General features: G+C 39.8%; 15 protein-coding genes. 2 read left to right on the top strand and 13 right to left on the bottom strand.

Annotated elements, in window-relative coordinates; genetic code table 11:
• Nucleotides 1-20 precede the first annotated feature (20 nt).
• Genes IAE53_RS00805 through IAE53_RS00795 form a run of 3 tightly spaced genes read right to left on the bottom strand, consistent with a single transcriptional unit; the run spans nt 21 to nt 3,056 of the window.
• The gene (locus IAE53_RS00805; RefSeq protein ID WP_148423141.1) at nt 21-1,316 is read right to left on the bottom strand and encodes a DEAD/DEAH box helicase; all 1,296 of its coding nucleotides are present in this window, start codon (nt 1,314-1,316) and stop codon (nt 21-23) included.
• 1 nt (nt 1,317) lies between these two features.
• Nucleotides 1,318-2,322, bottom strand: coding sequence for a Gfo/Idh/MocA family protein (locus IAE53_RS00800; protein ID WP_200135788.1), 1,005 nt, complete (start codon nt 2,320-2,322; stop codon nt 1,318-1,320).
• Entirely contained in the window at nt 2,319-3,056 is a 738-nt protein-coding gene (locus IAE53_RS00795) for a GH25 family lysozyme (RefSeq protein WP_148423143.1), read from the bottom strand. Before IAE53_RS00795 ends, IAE53_RS00800 begins: the two co-directional genes overlap by 4 nt.
• Nucleotides 3,057-3,200: 144 nt before the next feature.
• On the opposite strand from IAE53_RS00795, the gene IAE53_RS00790 reads away from it, so the two are divergent.
• Together IAE53_RS00790 and IAE53_RS00785 are read left to right on the top strand one after the other, a co-directional pair.
• Nucleotides 3,201-4,430: an aminopeptidase gene (locus IAE53_RS00790; protein WP_148423144.1), complete on the top strand. Its 1,230-nt coding sequence runs from the start codon at nt 3,201-3,203 to the stop codon at nt 4,428-4,430.
• A gap of 24 nt (nt 4,431-4,454) precedes the next feature.
• Nucleotides 4,455-4,841, top strand: coding sequence for a hypothetical protein (locus tag IAE53_RS00785; RefSeq protein ID WP_010285864.1), 387 nt, complete (start codon nt 4,455-4,457; stop codon nt 4,839-4,841).
• Nucleotides 4,842-4,956: 115 nt separating this feature from the next.
• On the opposite strand, the gene IAE53_RS00780 is transcribed toward IAE53_RS00785, so the two are convergent.
• The 10 genes from IAE53_RS00780 to IAE53_RS00735 form a co-directional block, all read right to left on the bottom strand.
• Nucleotides 4,957-6,549, bottom strand: a complete 1,593-nt coding sequence (locus tag IAE53_RS00780; protein WP_200135787.1) for a BspA family leucine-rich repeat surface protein — start codon at nt 6,547-6,549, stop codon at nt 4,957-4,959.
• A gap of 50 nt (nt 6,550-6,599) precedes the next feature.
• Nucleotides 6,600-7,013, bottom strand: a complete 414-nt coding sequence (locus IAE53_RS00775) for a hypothetical protein (protein ID WP_200135786.1) — start codon at nt 7,011-7,013, stop codon at nt 6,600-6,602.
• Nucleotides 7,014-7,191: 178 nt separating this feature from the next.
• Nucleotides 7,192-7,779, bottom strand: coding sequence for a hypothetical protein (locus tag IAE53_RS00770; protein WP_148423146.1), 588 nt, complete (start codon nt 7,777-7,779; stop codon nt 7,192-7,194).
• Between the two features lie 146 nt (nt 7,780-7,925).
• Nucleotides 7,926-8,087 (bottom strand): hypothetical protein, encoded by a 162-nt coding sequence (locus tag IAE53_RS00765; protein ID WP_167497501.1) that lies wholly within the window; start codon nt 8,085-8,087, stop codon nt 7,926-7,928.
• Between the two features lie 30 nt (nt 8,088-8,117).
• Entirely contained in the window at nt 8,118-8,276 is a 159-nt protein-coding gene (locus IAE53_RS00760) for a hypothetical protein (RefSeq protein WP_010285856.1), read from the bottom strand.
• The gene (locus IAE53_RS00755) at nt 8,276-8,839 is read right to left on the bottom strand and encodes a hypothetical protein (RefSeq protein ID WP_188352807.1); all 564 of its coding nucleotides are present in this window, start codon (nt 8,837-8,839) and stop codon (nt 8,276-8,278) included. The genes IAE53_RS00760 and IAE53_RS00755 overlap by 1 nt, the downstream gene beginning before the upstream one ends.
• Before the next feature lie 400 nt (nt 8,840-9,239).
• Nucleotides 9,240-10,925, bottom strand: a complete 1,686-nt coding sequence (gene alsS, locus IAE53_RS00750) for an acetolactate synthase AlsS (RefSeq protein ID WP_148423148.1) — start codon at nt 10,923-10,925, stop codon at nt 9,240-9,242.
• Nucleotides 10,926-11,110: 185 nt separating this feature from the next.
• On the bottom strand, nt 11,111-12,430 hold the full coding sequence (obgE, locus tag IAE53_RS00745; RefSeq protein WP_200135785.1) for a GTPase ObgE: 1,320 nt from the start codon (nt 12,428-12,430) through the stop codon (nt 11,111-11,113).
• A 108-nt stretch (nt 12,431-12,538) separates the two neighbouring features.
• Nucleotides 12,539-14,338 (bottom strand): excinuclease ABC subunit UvrC, encoded by a 1,800-nt coding sequence (gene uvrC, locus IAE53_RS00740; protein ID WP_148423150.1) that lies wholly within the window; start codon nt 14,336-14,338, stop codon nt 12,539-12,541.
• 98 nt (nt 14,339-14,436) lie between these two features.
• Nucleotides 14,437-16,053 carry a CTP synthase gene (locus IAE53_RS00735; RefSeq protein ID WP_200135784.1) on the bottom strand — a complete coding sequence of 539 codons (1,617 nt, stop codon included), beginning with the start codon at nt 16,051-16,053 and terminating at the stop codon, nt 14,437-14,439.
• Nucleotides 16,054-16,146 lie beyond the last annotated feature (93 nt).

Genomic DNA, 16,146 nt, shown 5'->3' with positions numbered 1-16,146 from the left:
AAAAGACCAGCATTGAATTGCTAGTCACGCTTTTTAGCCCATTTAGGCTTACCTTTATTTTTTGAGTGCTTGGCCCGCTTCTTTTTTCGCTCAGGCAAATCATTTTTTGCCGCTACTTTGACAGGCAAATGTTTTTTTGATGGTGATGATGTTATGCTGGGCTTTTTTGCACTGTCACTTTCCGCTTTTGATGAAACCACAATTGCCTGTTGCTTATTAGCAACTGTTTTTGTAGATGATTCAAAAGTATTGTCAGCTTTGACCAACGTAAACTTATCACCAAGCTCACGCTTTAAGTTACGAATATCATGATCATTACCTAAGTTCAAAACCCTACCGTTTTTACCCATACGACCAGTTCGACCGGTTCGATGAACATAAGTTTTCAAACGTTCAGGCAATTGTGCATTGACCACTAATGGCAAATTATCAATGTCAAGGCCACGTGCGGCAACATCTGTGACCAGTAAAAGGACCACTTCGCCTTTTTTAAACAGTCTCAATGCGTCAGCACGTTGCACTTGTCGTTTGTCATTACTACCGATGCTCATAACACTGACATGTGCATGGCGCAACGTTGCCTGCATTGATACGAGTGCACTAATTGTATTAAAGAATACTAATGCTTGTTGATTATGGCGAGCTAATTGAATTAGTATTTTTTCTTTTGCACGTTGGTCGACGTATTGAAATTCATGTTTGATGTTAGCCGGTGCGTCAGTCCCAACCGAAATTGGATGCACCTTTTGATTAAATACAGTGTTTACGTACTGCAAATCTGCACCAGAAGTAGCTGAAAATAACCCCAATTGCAAATTTGTTGGTAACTGATCGGCTAACGCCTCTAAACTGGCATGCCGTTCTTCGGTCAACATCGCATCAGCCTCATCAAAAATGACAGCCTTTATGTTGTCTAATTTTAATACCCCACCTTCAAGCATTGTTAGCACACGTCCAAGCGTCCCTACAACAATCTGTGGTTTATCTTTTTTGAGTTTTTCAGCTTGTCGACGTCCATTGGCGCCGCCAATGAGACTAGCAACACTCACGCCCACCAAAGCGCCCCACTCTCGCGCTACTTGCGTTGTTTGCATGGCTAATTCTTGACTAGGTGCTAAAATTAAAACTTGCGTTCGCTTTAAATTAGCGTCAACTTGAGATAACATTGGCAAAACGAAAGCTAATGTTTTCCCCGTCCCCGTTGGGGCCAATCCAAAAATAGAATCACCATCGATTAAACGTTGCCAAACAGCATTCTGGATGGGGGTTGGCTGCTCAAAAACAGCATTAAATTTTTCTAAAAGTTCTGGTCTCATATTAGTCCTTTATATCAGCAGGAAATACAATACCAGCTGATTGTCGTAAATCAAATAATGTTTGATTAACCTGCTTAGCAAGTTGCCACCATTGTTGATAACGAACATGTTCATTTATGGGATCAGTAATGACCCGTGCAAAATCTGATGCTTCAGCAACCATTGGATTACTTGTCCCTGCCACCCCAATGTTATCCGCATTACCATCACCATCATGGTAGGTTATGGTGTTTAGTTCTGCAATATTGTTTGTTGAAATCGTCTCTTTCAAGCCATAAATTTCGCTTGATAGATAAGAGTTGGCATTTTTTCCAAAAATAACTGTCACATTAAATTGATCATAGAATAGATTAGCGGTCCCGCGCCCGTCTGCACCATTATTTAAAAGTGTTGGCAAATATTGTACCGCCCTTGGTGCACCAAATAAAGCAATCGCCGCATATATAGGATAGACACCCAAATCATACAATGCACCGCCACTAAATTCACGTGTCAAAACATTGGGTTCTTGGCCTTCCAAATAAGCATCATAACGTGAGGAATACTTTTGATAAACAAATGTAGCGCCCTGCACTTGTGGCAATTCAATCATAGCCTGTTGCATCAGCTTGAAGTTTGATTGATGAACATGACGTGCTGCCTCAAAAACACGTACATTTTCATGTTGCGTCAATAGCTCTTCAATTATCGCAAATTCCGTTGGATTGCTAAATGATGGCTTCTCTACAATTACATGCACATCTGAGGCAATCGCTACCTTAGCTTGTTCAAAATGCAACGCATTAGGAGACGCAATATACACCACATCAATATCTGTGTATAAATCACTCAAAGTGGTGACCACCGCTACGTTATCAGTGTCAGTGTCGAGATCAGCCAAAAAAGCGTTCCCTTTTTCTTCTGTACGTGAGTACACTGTTGTCAACGTATAGCTACCAGTTTGCAGCGCTGCCTCAACGAACATTTTTGAAATCCAGTTAGTGCCAATAATACCTAATCTAATCATTTATATGCCTCGAATTGTTTCTTTGTGCCATTGAAGACTGACGTTGGCATTTTGACTGCTTTCAAACCTGAACCAATTGTACGATCCTCATCGTACTGTATAAATTGATTCTCTGCTGCCTTGTTATCGGTATTGTCTTCAATCAACCAGTATTTGGTATCTTTAATTGTGTCAGATAGTTGCTTTTGAACCGCAGGCGTTGTGTAAATCACAATGTCATGGGTATAATGTGAATAAAGTGTCTGAATGAGCGATGCTAAACGCTGTGCATCAGTTGCTGTTGAAATTTGGTCATCTGGCACCTGAATTGCGATTGGCAACTCACCAATCTGATTCCCAACATTATCAATAAAATACTGTGCTTGCAAAGCTGCTGTGGTGTTTGAGCTATAAACTTGAATAGCACCGACTTTCAGTTTAGCAGATCTAGCACGTGTATAGCTGCTTTTATAGCCATCGTCAGCGAAAGAATTACCTGAGGTAGCACGCAAATAAGCAAAATCAATGCCGTTATTGGCTAAATTTTGAAAGTCCACATAACCTGAAGTCTGATTAATCGCCACACCTTGTACAGCAAAACCCGTTGGTGTCACATCAGTATTAACAATGACAGGCTTGGCAAATACCCAGATTACAAAGGAGCCCACGATTCCCACAAGAATAAGTAACCAGGTCGTAAAAGTTAGTGATTTTTTGGTTTTATATGATGATGATTTTTTCGTTGAATTATCCATAGTCATTATTATACAAGAAAAAACGCTACTGCGCTGATTAAGCTGTTCATTTATATCATACGATTTTTGCAACAAAAAGCTTGTAAATAATTATTATTCATGGGAAAATGAGCAGATACACTAACTTTTATTCAGGAGAATACCATGTCATTAGAAACGCAACTCAACAAGTACGCTGAACTCATTGTCAAAAAAGGCGTCAATGTGCAACCTGGTCAAACAATTATTTTGTATGCTGCCGTTGACGAAGCTTACTTTGCTCGCAAAATCGTGGCCGCTGCTTATGAGGCTGGTGCCCGTGAAGTAGTGATGGAATGGTCAGACCAAACAATTGCAAAAGCATTTCTTGATCATGCACCAGAAGATCGTTTAGCAACGGTTCCCAACTATACCGTTGCCAAAGCAAATGAATTGATGGATCAATACGCTTCACGTATTTCACTTGTATCACAAGATCCTGATGGTTTAGCTGGTGTTGATGCGGAGCGTCTTCACACATTGACAAAGGCTAACCAAAAAGCTTTGGGTCGTGTTCGTGAGGCAACCATGAAAGATGACATTTCATGGTTGGTAGTTGCCGCTGCTGGACAAGCATGGGCGGAAAAAGTTTTCCCTGACCTCAAGGGTGAAGAAGCAGTCAATCGCTTGTGGGCTGAAATTTTGAAAGACGTTCGTGTTGATGATGAAACGGACGCCATTGCCAACTGGGACACGCATATTGAAACATTGAAAAATAAAGCCGATTGGTTGAACAGTCAAAACTTTAAAGCATTACATTATCATAATGCTAAGTCAGACTTTACAATTGGTTTAGCAACAGGTCATATTTGGGAAGCAGCTTTTTCGTACGATAAAGCTGGTAACGTCTTTATTCCAAACATGCCAACCGAAGAGGTCTTCACAGCGCCTGACAACCGTAATATCCAAGGTCATGTGGCAGCAACATTACCACTTTCATATCAAGGTAACTTGATCGAAGACATTGAATTAGATTTTGAAAATGGTCGTATTGTGAAAGCTTCTGCCTCAAAGGGTTTGCCTGTTTTGCAGAAACTAATTGATACAGATGAAGGTGCCAAATCATTGGGTGAGGTCTCACTTGTGCCTGATCCTTCACCAATTGCCCAAGGTGGTGTGTTGTTCTACAACACGTTGTTTGATGAAAATGCCTCTGATCACTTGGCGATTGGCGCTGCCTATGCTTCAAATATTGCTGGTGGTAAAACTGATCAACCAGAAGATTTGGCAAAACGTGGTTGGAATATTTCAGATGTTCATGTTGACTTTATGGTTGGTTCAGCCGATATGTCAATTGATGGTATCACGCAAGATGGTCAAATTGTCCCAGTCTTTAGAAATGGTGATTGGGCTTAACATCTATTTGGGAGAAGCTTCAAGATGATCAATAATTTATTAGACAAATGGGATGGCGGTCGTTCATTAAAAGAGCGGCTTTATGACTTATTTTTCATTGCTATTATCGCCGCCATTGGTCATCTTGATTTTTGGCATACGAGTCCCAAGACAAGTATGGCAACAGCTGTCACGATTATTATGGCAACTGTGATTGCACTGCTCTATCTGTTGCAATTACCCCGCCTGAAAAATAATTCTGATGTTCCTTATAAATTAACATTTTTCTTTTATGTCATTTATGTCATTAGTACATTTATTTTGACCAGTACGTTGACGCGTGATGTACTTGCATTGAGCTACTGGCCACGTTTAGCAACTTTTGTCATTATAGAGGCAATCATGATGACACGTGTCATGCATGATCATTAAAAAGCAAGTTACCGTTGGTAGCTTGCTTTTTATTAAGGCGTATCATTCAATGACCAAACGACATTTGCATGCAACTGTTTCTCTAATAACTCTGGAGTAATCACAATGTCCCTATTCAGCCAGATGTTAAAATTTTTAGAGGTATCATAATTGAAACGAATGTTGGTTTGACTATTTGCCCCACGCCTTGCCAAAAATTCACCTCTCCTGCTGACATGTCATCCGTTCCGTATTTGATTTTCAAATCAGATTTTGTAATCTTTTCAGTGGTATCGCTTGATTCCCAATCAGACGTTTGCTTGACGGTAATACGGTAATTGACGCCATTTTCAAAATTAGACACGTTCAGTTGACCAACACTCATGTTAGTAGCAATTGGTGATTGATTATTACGAAAACTCGCTGCACTTAGAGTACCAAATTCAATATTAGATGATAACTCAATAATTGGAGCTTGTGTCCATACATAAGTTACAGGACGAGTTGCGCCGCTTACCCACATTTCTGTTGGTCTGATGGAATCACCTTTAGGATTATGCACCGTTCCAGAACCCACAATTTGCCAACTTGCTGCCGTTGTTTTATAAGTTTGTGTCCCATCATTAATAATTGTGCCTACAGTCGGTGTCTCTGGCACGTTTGGTGTTCCCGTCGTCAATCTTGTGTTGGTTCCCAAAGTAAGCTGCCAAAGATTAGTAGCCCCAGTAAACATATTAGAGCAGTTGGTAACACGGGTGGTATCCCAGCTACTCAAGTCCAACTTAGTAACACCCGAATTGGCAAACATACTACTTGTGTTATCAACCCATTTCGTACTGAAATTATAGAATACCACACTAGTCAACTTCGGAGTATCAGCCATCATGTGAGACATATCTACATTAGCGATTGGATCAAGATCGTACCATCTCCACTCTCTAAGGTCTAAACTATACAGTTCTCTCGCCTGTGCAAACATGCCCTCAAAATTAGCCACCTTACGAACGTCCCAAGTACTCAGTGACAACGCCTCCATGCCAGTATTATAAAACATGAATTGCATATTAGTTACATTTGATGTGCTCCATTTGGCTATATCAAGTTCTTTCAAGCTGACCGTATCGTAAAACATACACGCCATATTGACGTCCGTAGCCGTACGTCCCTGACCCCACTCCGTCAATTTTAAACTCTTTAGTTCCGACATATGGTAAAACATATTTTGAAATGATTTCACTCTAGGAACTTTCCAAGTAGACAAATCTAAATTAACGATTGGTGTCCCAGCGAACATAAAGCTCATGTCCGTCACTGTATCTATCCCAAAGTTAGCTAAGTTTAACGTCGTCAGGTTGACCGCATTTTCAAACATGTGCGACATGTCAACATCACGATAATTTTCCGGACGATTGGCACCCCAATTAGATAAATTTAATGTTTTTAATTGGGGTGTCCCCGCAAACATATATTCAAATTTTGTACTAAAATTAACGCCCCAATCAGACAAATTTAAATCTTTGATCCCCGTTAAATAAAACATAAAATCAAATCGCTTCACCCTATTCACTCGCCAAGCGGTTAAATCCGTAACCGACAATTCTGAACATTCCATGAACCATTCAAACATTGTTTCAACATTGCTCGTATCAAGATTTTCAGGTTTAAGAAGATTCATGAAATGATGTAATTGAGAAAATAGTCCTGACACATCATCTGGTGCAACAACCATAGTTTCGAATTCAATTGTTATGACATCGTCTGGGTCGACACCTTGTTCACTTATATTTGATTCAATTCGCTCGTCCAGCTACCATCTTTAAAAGTCAGCTTATGATTATCAGGGTCAAAAATCCATGTAGACGTACCATTCGTACCACTAATCATCACTGAGGCGCGCGTTTTGGTTGATGATGCTACGACCATGTCATTACTATGTGATTTTGACATATCAGTTTTGGCATCTTGCTCGTTTGAATTCTCTGCTGCCGTCTCAGTGATTGCCGTATCATCTGTGGCCACTCGCTTAATCAACACTTGTAAGTCAGAACGACCGTTATTTGGAAGATTTATTTTGCTATTAAGAGCCGTATCAACATGACTTGCTATCGTTGACGCACGAACTGTAGATAATGGTTGTATTAAGGTAAACATTAAAACGAGTATTGTGAAGTAGAATTTTTTTGATAAACGCATGATTTTTCTCCATTGATAGCCTAGACCCTCATTCTACTAGGGGGGGTGGAAGACCAGACGAATTTTTGGTGAACAAATTGTGAACTGTTTGAAGAAAAATCTATTCTTGACTCGTATTATATTTTGTAGGATAAAAAAACTCGTAATAGATTGTTTCTACTACAAGTGTTTAAACTTTTCATGATGCTCTTGGTTCAGATTTGAAAGCATCGCGCATTTGGTCATTCGTGTTTTTGAGGAATAAGTAGTAACTCAAGTTAGAAACCGCAAATATTTCCCATATCCACCAATACTCGTCATGATTGAATCTAAAGAATATTAACAAGTCTTTGAGTATTTCAGCAGTCCACTCATGACTAACCTCATCAAGTGACACCGTATGTGTCACTAGGCCAATCACAATTTGCAATATAAAAATCGCAATCCAACCGACAATGTAACTGCGTCCGCCACGAGAATAAAGTGCACGTTCATAAATTGGTGATTCTTGATGATTTTCTTTGACAATATATTTGGTTGGCTCATCGTGCACTTTAATAGCAAAATCACGGGTTTGATACCATCCAATAAGACAGCTCATCACAAAGACAACCACCAGTAAAGTCGCATCGAAGGCATTTTTGATACTAACATTCGTTACAAATTGGAACGCCCCAAAAGCAGGTATCATATAATACCTGACCTTGGAAACCTTCTCAAATTCAAATTGTTTTTTGATGAAATACACCGTGATGATCAGTGCACCAATAGTCAAACCTAAATGCATTGTGCTACTCCTTTTTCTAGGAATAGTATACCAGAATTGTCACATTTGGACAGATAAAAAAAACCATAAAAACGCGTCCTCTATAAATGAACTCAAGTTTAATTTAGAAAAAATAAAAAGGCACAAATTCTGCACCTTTTTAACTACTAATAATGATCTAATTTGTTGTTAATTGCTAAGCTCACTGACAAAGCTATAGTGATTAATAGTAAATTTTGTAACGTGAGTTGACCGATTAAAATTGCAACAATTAAGACGATAACTAAGCCACTACTAAATGTAATTAAGTTCTTGTTGAACTTGGTCATTGATAACCTCACATATAAATCAGCTCTGCATTAGCCATCATCAGACCGATTTAAATAGTATACAATTGCCAATGAAATCAACACAGAGACGATGGTTATTAATTGCCAATATTGCGGTAGCCATGTTTCCGACGCCAATGATATTAAAGCAATAATTAAAACTGCAATTAATATGTTAATTTTTAGCATTATTGAGAACCAAAATTAACTATATTCCAGCGACTATTAAACTCAAACCAAGCACCACGATCTGCTGGAATAAGAGAAATAGCACCACCGACACCAGTAGCAATCATTGCAGCTGGTGCACCAGTTATTCCTGCTGAGGCAATAGCGCTGGCTACCGCTCCAGCAATTGCTACAGCCCCAGCTAATTTAACAACTTTAACTAACGCAGAATTAATGTACAGTCGCGTATGCCCATTGCTATATGATTTTACATAAGTACTGCCTTGACGCAACTCATCCATACTAATTACCGCCTGCTTATCTGAATCAGATAGCTTTTGATAAGCGCTATAATCATTTTCTTTGATATAGTTCAAAACGGCTACTCCAGAAATATAGTGACTTGTTGAAGAACTATCTAAGACCGGATTATTTGGATCTAGCCCACCAAAATCAGTAGTGGTAGTTAATTTTGCAGTATTCTGTGTTGTAGTGTCCGCAAATACACTTGTTGCTGGTATAACAGCAGTTGTTAAGTTTGCTGCTGTTAAAACACCTAGCGTCATTCCAATAATATTCTTCATAACAAAACTCCCCTTTACTTGATGATAAAATATTTGCAATTTAATTCATAAGCTTGTCCCCTGAGTACAACCCGAGTATACTACTTTTACCCGTTAATGTATACCATTTATTTGAAAAGTCTTATAAATAGGCACTATAAATACTTTTAATACCATATACCAATTTATTTATTCACCCAAAATAGACCAAGAGTCTAAATTAGGAAGATAAAGAAATACTCATCAGTTAAAGAATTCAAAGGCGCAAGTCAATCTTGAATCATATATGATAACAATGGTCAAATTTAGACAAAATTAAAACGGCTAGTTGTCGTTATTCTACCGTCAACTAGCCGTTCTAATTATTAGTTAAATTTCACTTTAACTTTTGAACATTCATCAAAAACGCGCTTTTTTATGTTCAACCTTCAGATTCAATCAATTGTGACCCAAGTTCATAGTTATGTGAATAATCAACAGGAATATCAACGACCACAGGACCTTCCGTAGCAAAAGCCTCGTCTAATATTTTATCCAACTGATCGGGCGTTGTGACGCGCAAACCTTTAGCACCAAAACTTTCAGCATATTTTACAATATCAATATTACCAAATGTGACACCAGCAGATTCACCGTTATATTTCATTTCTTCTTGGAATTTAACCATGTCATAATGCGCGTTATCATTCCAAACAATGTGAACAGTGTTCAATTGTAAACGAACCGCTGTTTCTAATTCCATAGCTGAGAAGAAGAAACCACCATCGCCTGATACAGAGACAGACTTTGCATTTGGCCGAACCATAGCAGCGGTCAAAGACCACGGCAAACCAACACCAAGCGTCTGCATACCGTTAGAAATTAAGAAGTGACGTGCCACGTAAGATTTGAAATGACGTGCCATCCAAATATAGTGCGATCCAATATCTGTTGAAACTGTCATATCATCTGTAACGTGGGCTTGAATTGACTTAATAACATTAAGCGGATGGTTCAAGTTACCTTCAGCAGGTGTGTAAGATGGTTCGTCAGAAGCACGCAAATCATCTTTTAATGATTTCAAGACACTTTGACTTTCAGCAGGGACTTGATAACCATTGATACGCTCTGCCAACAAATCCAAACTCTGTGCTAAATCACCAATTAATTGACGTTTTGGTACAAAATTGTTGTCAATTTGAACATGTGTCGTGTCTAGCGCGACAATATTCAAATTATTTTCCTTATTCCAATTTCGTGGCTCATATTCAATGGCATCATAACCTAATGTCACCACTAAATCAGCTTGTTGCAAAAGCTTATCACCTGTTTGGTTACGGAATAATCCGATACGACCAAAGAAAGTTTCAGGTTCGAGGTCTCGAGAGATAACCCCTGCACCTTGGAATGTTTCAACAACTGGTAACGTCGTTTGTTTAAGCAAATGATGCAAAGCCGTCACCGTTGCATCATCAGATCCGCGCGCACCCACAAGCAAAACTGGTAGCTTAGCTTGTTTGATTTGTTCTGCCAACCAATCAATGTCAGCAATAGCAGCAGCACCTTGCTGTGCCTCAGGTACTTGTGGCAATGCAGAAATTGATACTGGTGCATCATCAACATCTTGTGGTAATGATACAAACGCCGCACCCTTTTTCGCACCATTCGCTGCCGCAAAAGCGTTAGCAATGATTTCTGAAATATTATTAGGATCTTGAATTTCTGAACTATAATGAGTGATAGCGTTAAAGAGTGATACTGAATTCGTTGACTGGTGTGTCAAACGGTACAAATCGCGGCGTGGTACTTGACCACCAATGGCAACAACTGAATCACTTTCAGCGTTAGCTGTCATCAAACCGGTTGCTAAGTTACCAACACCTGGTCCAGAAGTCGCAATCACAACGCCTGTTTTACCTGTGATACGTGCAAATGCTTGCGCCATAAAGGCGGCATTTTGTTCGTGACGCGTCACGATTAACTTAGGTACTTTTTGACCAGTTTTAGGATGTTCAAGTGTTTCAAATAAGCGATCAATTTTCGCACCTGGAATACCAAAAACAAGGTCAACACCATGATTAACTAGACTGTCTGTGACAATATCTGAACCATATTTTTGTTCTGTCATTTAAAGTTTGCCTCTTCTTGATTTAATAATGTTATCATAGCACTTTTCACATGAGTTTTGTACTGGTTAATTGTGAAGTTTGTTTTAATATCAATGATACACAATTCACAAACTCAACGTTTTTAAAGATTGTGAATTATTTCGCAACAAAAAAAGCTTACCTCATCAGGCAAGCTCACTCACTTTTAATCACTAAATTCAAACACAAAGTCAGAATTATTAATGCGCACATCATCACCATCTTTGGCGCCGGCTTCACGTAGCTTATCATCAACGCCCATATGACGCAGTTGACGCGCGAAACGCATAATAGTTGCATCTCTTTGAATATTTGTCATTAAGAACAACTTTTCAATTTCTGCCCCACTTAACAACCAACGCTCCTCATCTTCAACCCATTCAACAGTAAAGTCGTGTGTTTCAGGTGTAAAGGTATACGTTTTCTCAGTCACTTCGTTTTCCGCTACTGGACGATAGCTTTCAGGTGCAGGCGCAGTGGCCAACATATCTGCTGTCAAACGCATTAGGTCTTTTACACCATTTCGTGTAATTGAAGAAATCGGCATAATCGTGGGCATAGTTGGCAAACCGGAATCTGCTTCGACTGCTGATGTGAATTTTGCCAAATTTTCGTTTGAATCAGGCATATCCATCTTAGTAGGCACCACAATTTGTGGGCGATTTAAAATCGTCTCATCGTATTGTTGCAATTCATCTAAAATTTTGCGATATTGCGTATAAGGATCAGTTCCTTCAATGCCTGACATATCAACTAAGTGCAAGATTACCTTAGTTCGCTCAACATGTCGTAAAAATTGAAAGCCTAGACCAACGCCTTGCGCAGCACCCTCAATCAAACCCGGCAAGTCCGCCATAACAAAGTCACGATCATCATCCAAACGCACCATACCAATATTAGGAGATAAAGTTGTAAAATGATAAGCAGCTACTTTGGGTTTCGCATTTGATACAACAGACAATAGCGTTGATTTTCCTGCAGAAGGGAAACCAACTAGGCCTACATCTGCTAAGACTTTCAACTCTAATTTGAGATTGCGAATTTCACCTGGTTCACCGTTTTCGGACAACTCTGGTGCAGGATTAGCAGGCGTAGCAAAATGGATGTTACCGCGACCGCCACGACCGCCTTTAGCAACAACAAGTTCTTGTCCATTTTCTAGCAAATCAGCTAATACTTCGCCTGTGTCAGCGTCGCTTACTGTTGTGCCTTGTGGCACTTTAATATACCGGTCATCAGCAGATGCACCAGTCATACCTTTTGTGCCCCCATTACCACCAGGTTGTGCCTTAAAATGACGATTGTATCGGAAGTCCATTAATGTCCGAAGACCTTCGTCTACTTTAAAAATGATTGACCCACCGTGACCACCGTCGCCACCAAAAGGTCCTCCCATTGCCACGAATTTTTCGTGACGGAAAGACACGATACCATCGCCACCTTTTCCGGCTTTTACTTCAATTTGTGCTTGATCTACGAATGCCATAAATTTGTCATGGCGTTGACCTCAAGTCAGTCGCCACTTTTCTCCTTGTCTGCACACCCTGTGTGCTTGCGTATGTTAAACACTCTAGTTTACCATAAAAGCATGAAATTAGCTATGTTCCCCGGCATTAAGCGACAGGTGAATTACTCGCGCTAGTTTTTCGTTGATACCAATTGCCGCCAATTCATCAATGCTTGCTGCCGTGATTTTTGGTAATGACCCAAATTCACGCAATAATTTTTGGCGCGTTTTGGGTCCTACACCTTGAATTGTGTCGAGTCGAGACGCTAACGAATGCTTGCTCCGTAATTGGCGATGGAAACTAATGGCAAAACGATGTACTTCTTCTTGTACGCGTTGAATTAAGAAAAACCCCTCAGATTGTTTATCCAAAGTCACAATTTGTTCTGTGTTACCATCGATTAAATCAGCCGTCTTGTGCTTATCATTTTTGACCATTGCGGCAATCGGAACATTTGTAAGCCCAAGTTCGTCAATCAATACCTCTTTAGCTGCATGTAGCTGAATTTCACCACCATCCATTAAAATCAAATCAGGTAAATCACCACCCTCTTTGAGAACACGACTGTAACGTCGACGGATTACTTCCTGCGTTTCAGCCCATTCATCAGCGTGAGGAGTAGACTGAATTTTGTACTTGCGATAAAGATCCTTGTTGGGTACACCATCATCAAAGACAACCATCGCACTGACAATCTCGACCCCTTGCGTATGAGAATGGTCAAATGCTTCAATCCGATGTCCCATCGGGATATGCAAGGCGTCAGTGATTTCTTTCATGGCACCAGTTGTTTTTCGTTCATTTAATTGCATCAAACGGAACTTTTCTTCTAAGACGATTTGCGCATTTTTGGCCGCCAAATCAAGCAAATCTCGCTTTTCACCACGCACTGGTATTCGAACTGGTACATTCAATATTTCTGAAAGCGCCTTGGTATCAATGCCTTTTGGCACCAATACTTCGCGTGGCTTCTGAATGTTTTTTTGTGCATAAAACTGTTGTATGAAGCTCGTGACTTCTTCGTCAGCCTCACCTACAATCGCAAAGGTCCGTTTAAATTGACGAATGAGACGGGCTTGGCGCAAGAAAAAGACTTCAACCGTCATCCAACCTTTATCCAAATAATAGTTGAATAAATCTCGTGGTGTCGTATCGCGTGATAATACCCGTTGGCTTTCGACTGTTTCATCAATATATTTTAACTGATCACGTAAATCCGCCGCATGTTCAAATTCCAGCGATGACGCTGCTTTTTGCATCTTTTCGGTGATTATTTTTCTCACTGCCTTAGTGTCGCCATCTAGAAAATGCTTGATACGTGCGATTTGTTGATCGTATTCAGTTTTAGGCACTTCATGCCAACATGGTCCCAAACACTGCCCCATATTGTAATACAAGCAAGGCCGTCCTTGAAACCCATTACAGCGACGTAAAGGATAGTTTTTCTCTAAAAATCGTAATGTTTCTTGCGCTGCATAAACGTTTGGATATGGTCCAAAATAAAAACCACCATCTTTTTTAACTTCGTTGACTAGCGCCATTTTAGGATCACGTTCTTTGGTGATTTTGATGTAAGGATATCCCGTACCGTATTTGAGGCGAATATTATAGTAAGGTTTGTACTTTTTAATCAATTCATTCTCAATTAAGAAAGCTTCCTTATCAGAATTGGTCACAATAAAATCAAAATCAACAATATTGGCAACCAATTCAGCTGTCTTGCCATCGTGATCTTGTTTAAAGTATGATCTTACTCGGTTTTTGAGATTTTTTGCCTTGCCGACATAAATAATTTTACCGTTAGCATCTTTCATTTGATAAGAGCCTGGTTCAGCCGGTAGCAAGGTTAATTTTTGTTCAATATGTTGTGATGGATTTGCTAACATAGTTTCATTATACCAGTCATGTCACGTACTGCTATAAAAACGGTCATGACAAGCGATTAAAAATCCTACCATTATAGATGATAGGATTTTGAGAATAATTATTTTTGGTGCGCCAAGGAAGCTGCCACAAAATCATGGTAGAGGCCTTCTGGACGATCAGGGCGTGATAAGAATTCAGGATGGTATTGCGCTGCAACGAAGAAATCATTTTTAGGATATTCGATTACTTCCATCAAACGATCATCCGGTGAAGTTGCCGCAAAGACCATACCAGCTTTTTCAAATTCATCGCGGAATTTGGTGTTAAATTCATAACGATGACGATGACGTTCTTCAACCTCAGGCTTATTGCCATAAGCTTTTGCTGTCAATGTGTCGTGCAAAAACATAGCTGGATACAAGCCTAAACGTAGTGTGCCACCGCGGTTTTCAACATTTTCTTGATCTTTCATCAAATCAATAATTGGCGCTGATGTCTCTGGATTTAGTTCAGTAGAGTTGGCATCTTTGTAACCCAAAACATTTCTGGCAAATTCAACAGATGCTAACTGCATGCCCAAGCACACACCAAGGAATGGTGTATTATTTTCACGGGCATAACGAATCGCTTCAATTTTGCCCTCTGTACCGCGTGCGCCAAATCCACCTGGTACAATCACACCATCTGCGTCTTGCAACAAATCGTTAACATTATCAGCAGTGACAGTTTCTGACTTAATGTGATTGATGTTAACTTCTGCTTCTTGCGAATATCCAGCATGTTTCAAAGCTTCATTCACTGAAATGTAAGCATCTGGCAAGTCTGTGTATTTACCAACTAAAGTAATGTTAACTGCTTTTTTAGGATGCTTAATTGATTCAACCATTGTTGACCAAGCTGTCATATCAGCTTGTGGTGCATCAATTTGTAACTTATTCAAAACCACATCGTCCATGCCTTGTGCTTGTAAGTTCAATGGGATTTCGTAAAGGGTTTCAACATCGCGTGATTCAATGACAGCGTCAGCTTTAACATCAGTGAAGGTTGATATCTTACGTTTGAGTCCTTCCTCTAATGGTTCTGATGTACGTAAGACAATCATGTCAGGTTGAATACCCAATGAACGCAATTGTGCAACCGAATGCTGCGTTGGCTTTGTTTTTGCTTCACCAGCTGCAGTCAAGTAGACAATCAAACTGGTATGAATGTAAAAGACGTTTTCGTTGCCAAGATCAGACTTCATTTGACGCAATGCTTCAATGAACGGCAAGCTTTCAATATCACCGACCGTACCACCGACTTCGACAATAACAACATCCGCATCCGTCGATTCAGCAGCCTTTTTCATTTTGTCTTTGATAGCATCTGTGATATGCGGAATAACTTGAACAGTGCCACCGTCATAGTCACCACGACGTTCCTTAGCCAAAACTTCGGAATAAATACGACCTGTTGTCACGTTAGAATACATGTTGGTATTGATGTCCATGAAACGCTCATAATGACCCATATCAAGATCTGTTTCCAAGCCATCCCCTGTCACAAAAGTTTCACCATGTTGATAAGGTGACATCGTTCCGGGATCAATGTTGATATAGGGATCTAGTTTTTGAATCGCTAACTTGAGCCCGCGATTTTTTAGCAAACGACCTAAAGATGCCGCCACAATTCCTTTACCAAGCGATGACACAACGCCGCCGGTAACGAAAATATACTTCACTTGTTTATCTGCCATGATGCCTCCTCATGATTCCATCTGCGTTTACAACCACAGAAATGACGTAACAATTAGGGGTAAAATAAAATAGAAAAGCTCCCAAGAAAGTCT

This window comes from Leuconostoc sp. S50 (genome assembly GCF_016624925.1).
Lineage (GTDB): Bacteria > Bacillota > Bacilli > Lactobacillales > Lactobacillaceae > Leuconostoc > Leuconostoc pseudomesenteroides.
The sequence above is the reverse complement of the archived record's forward strand: the minus strand, read 5'-3'. Positions and strand labels throughout refer to the sequence as shown.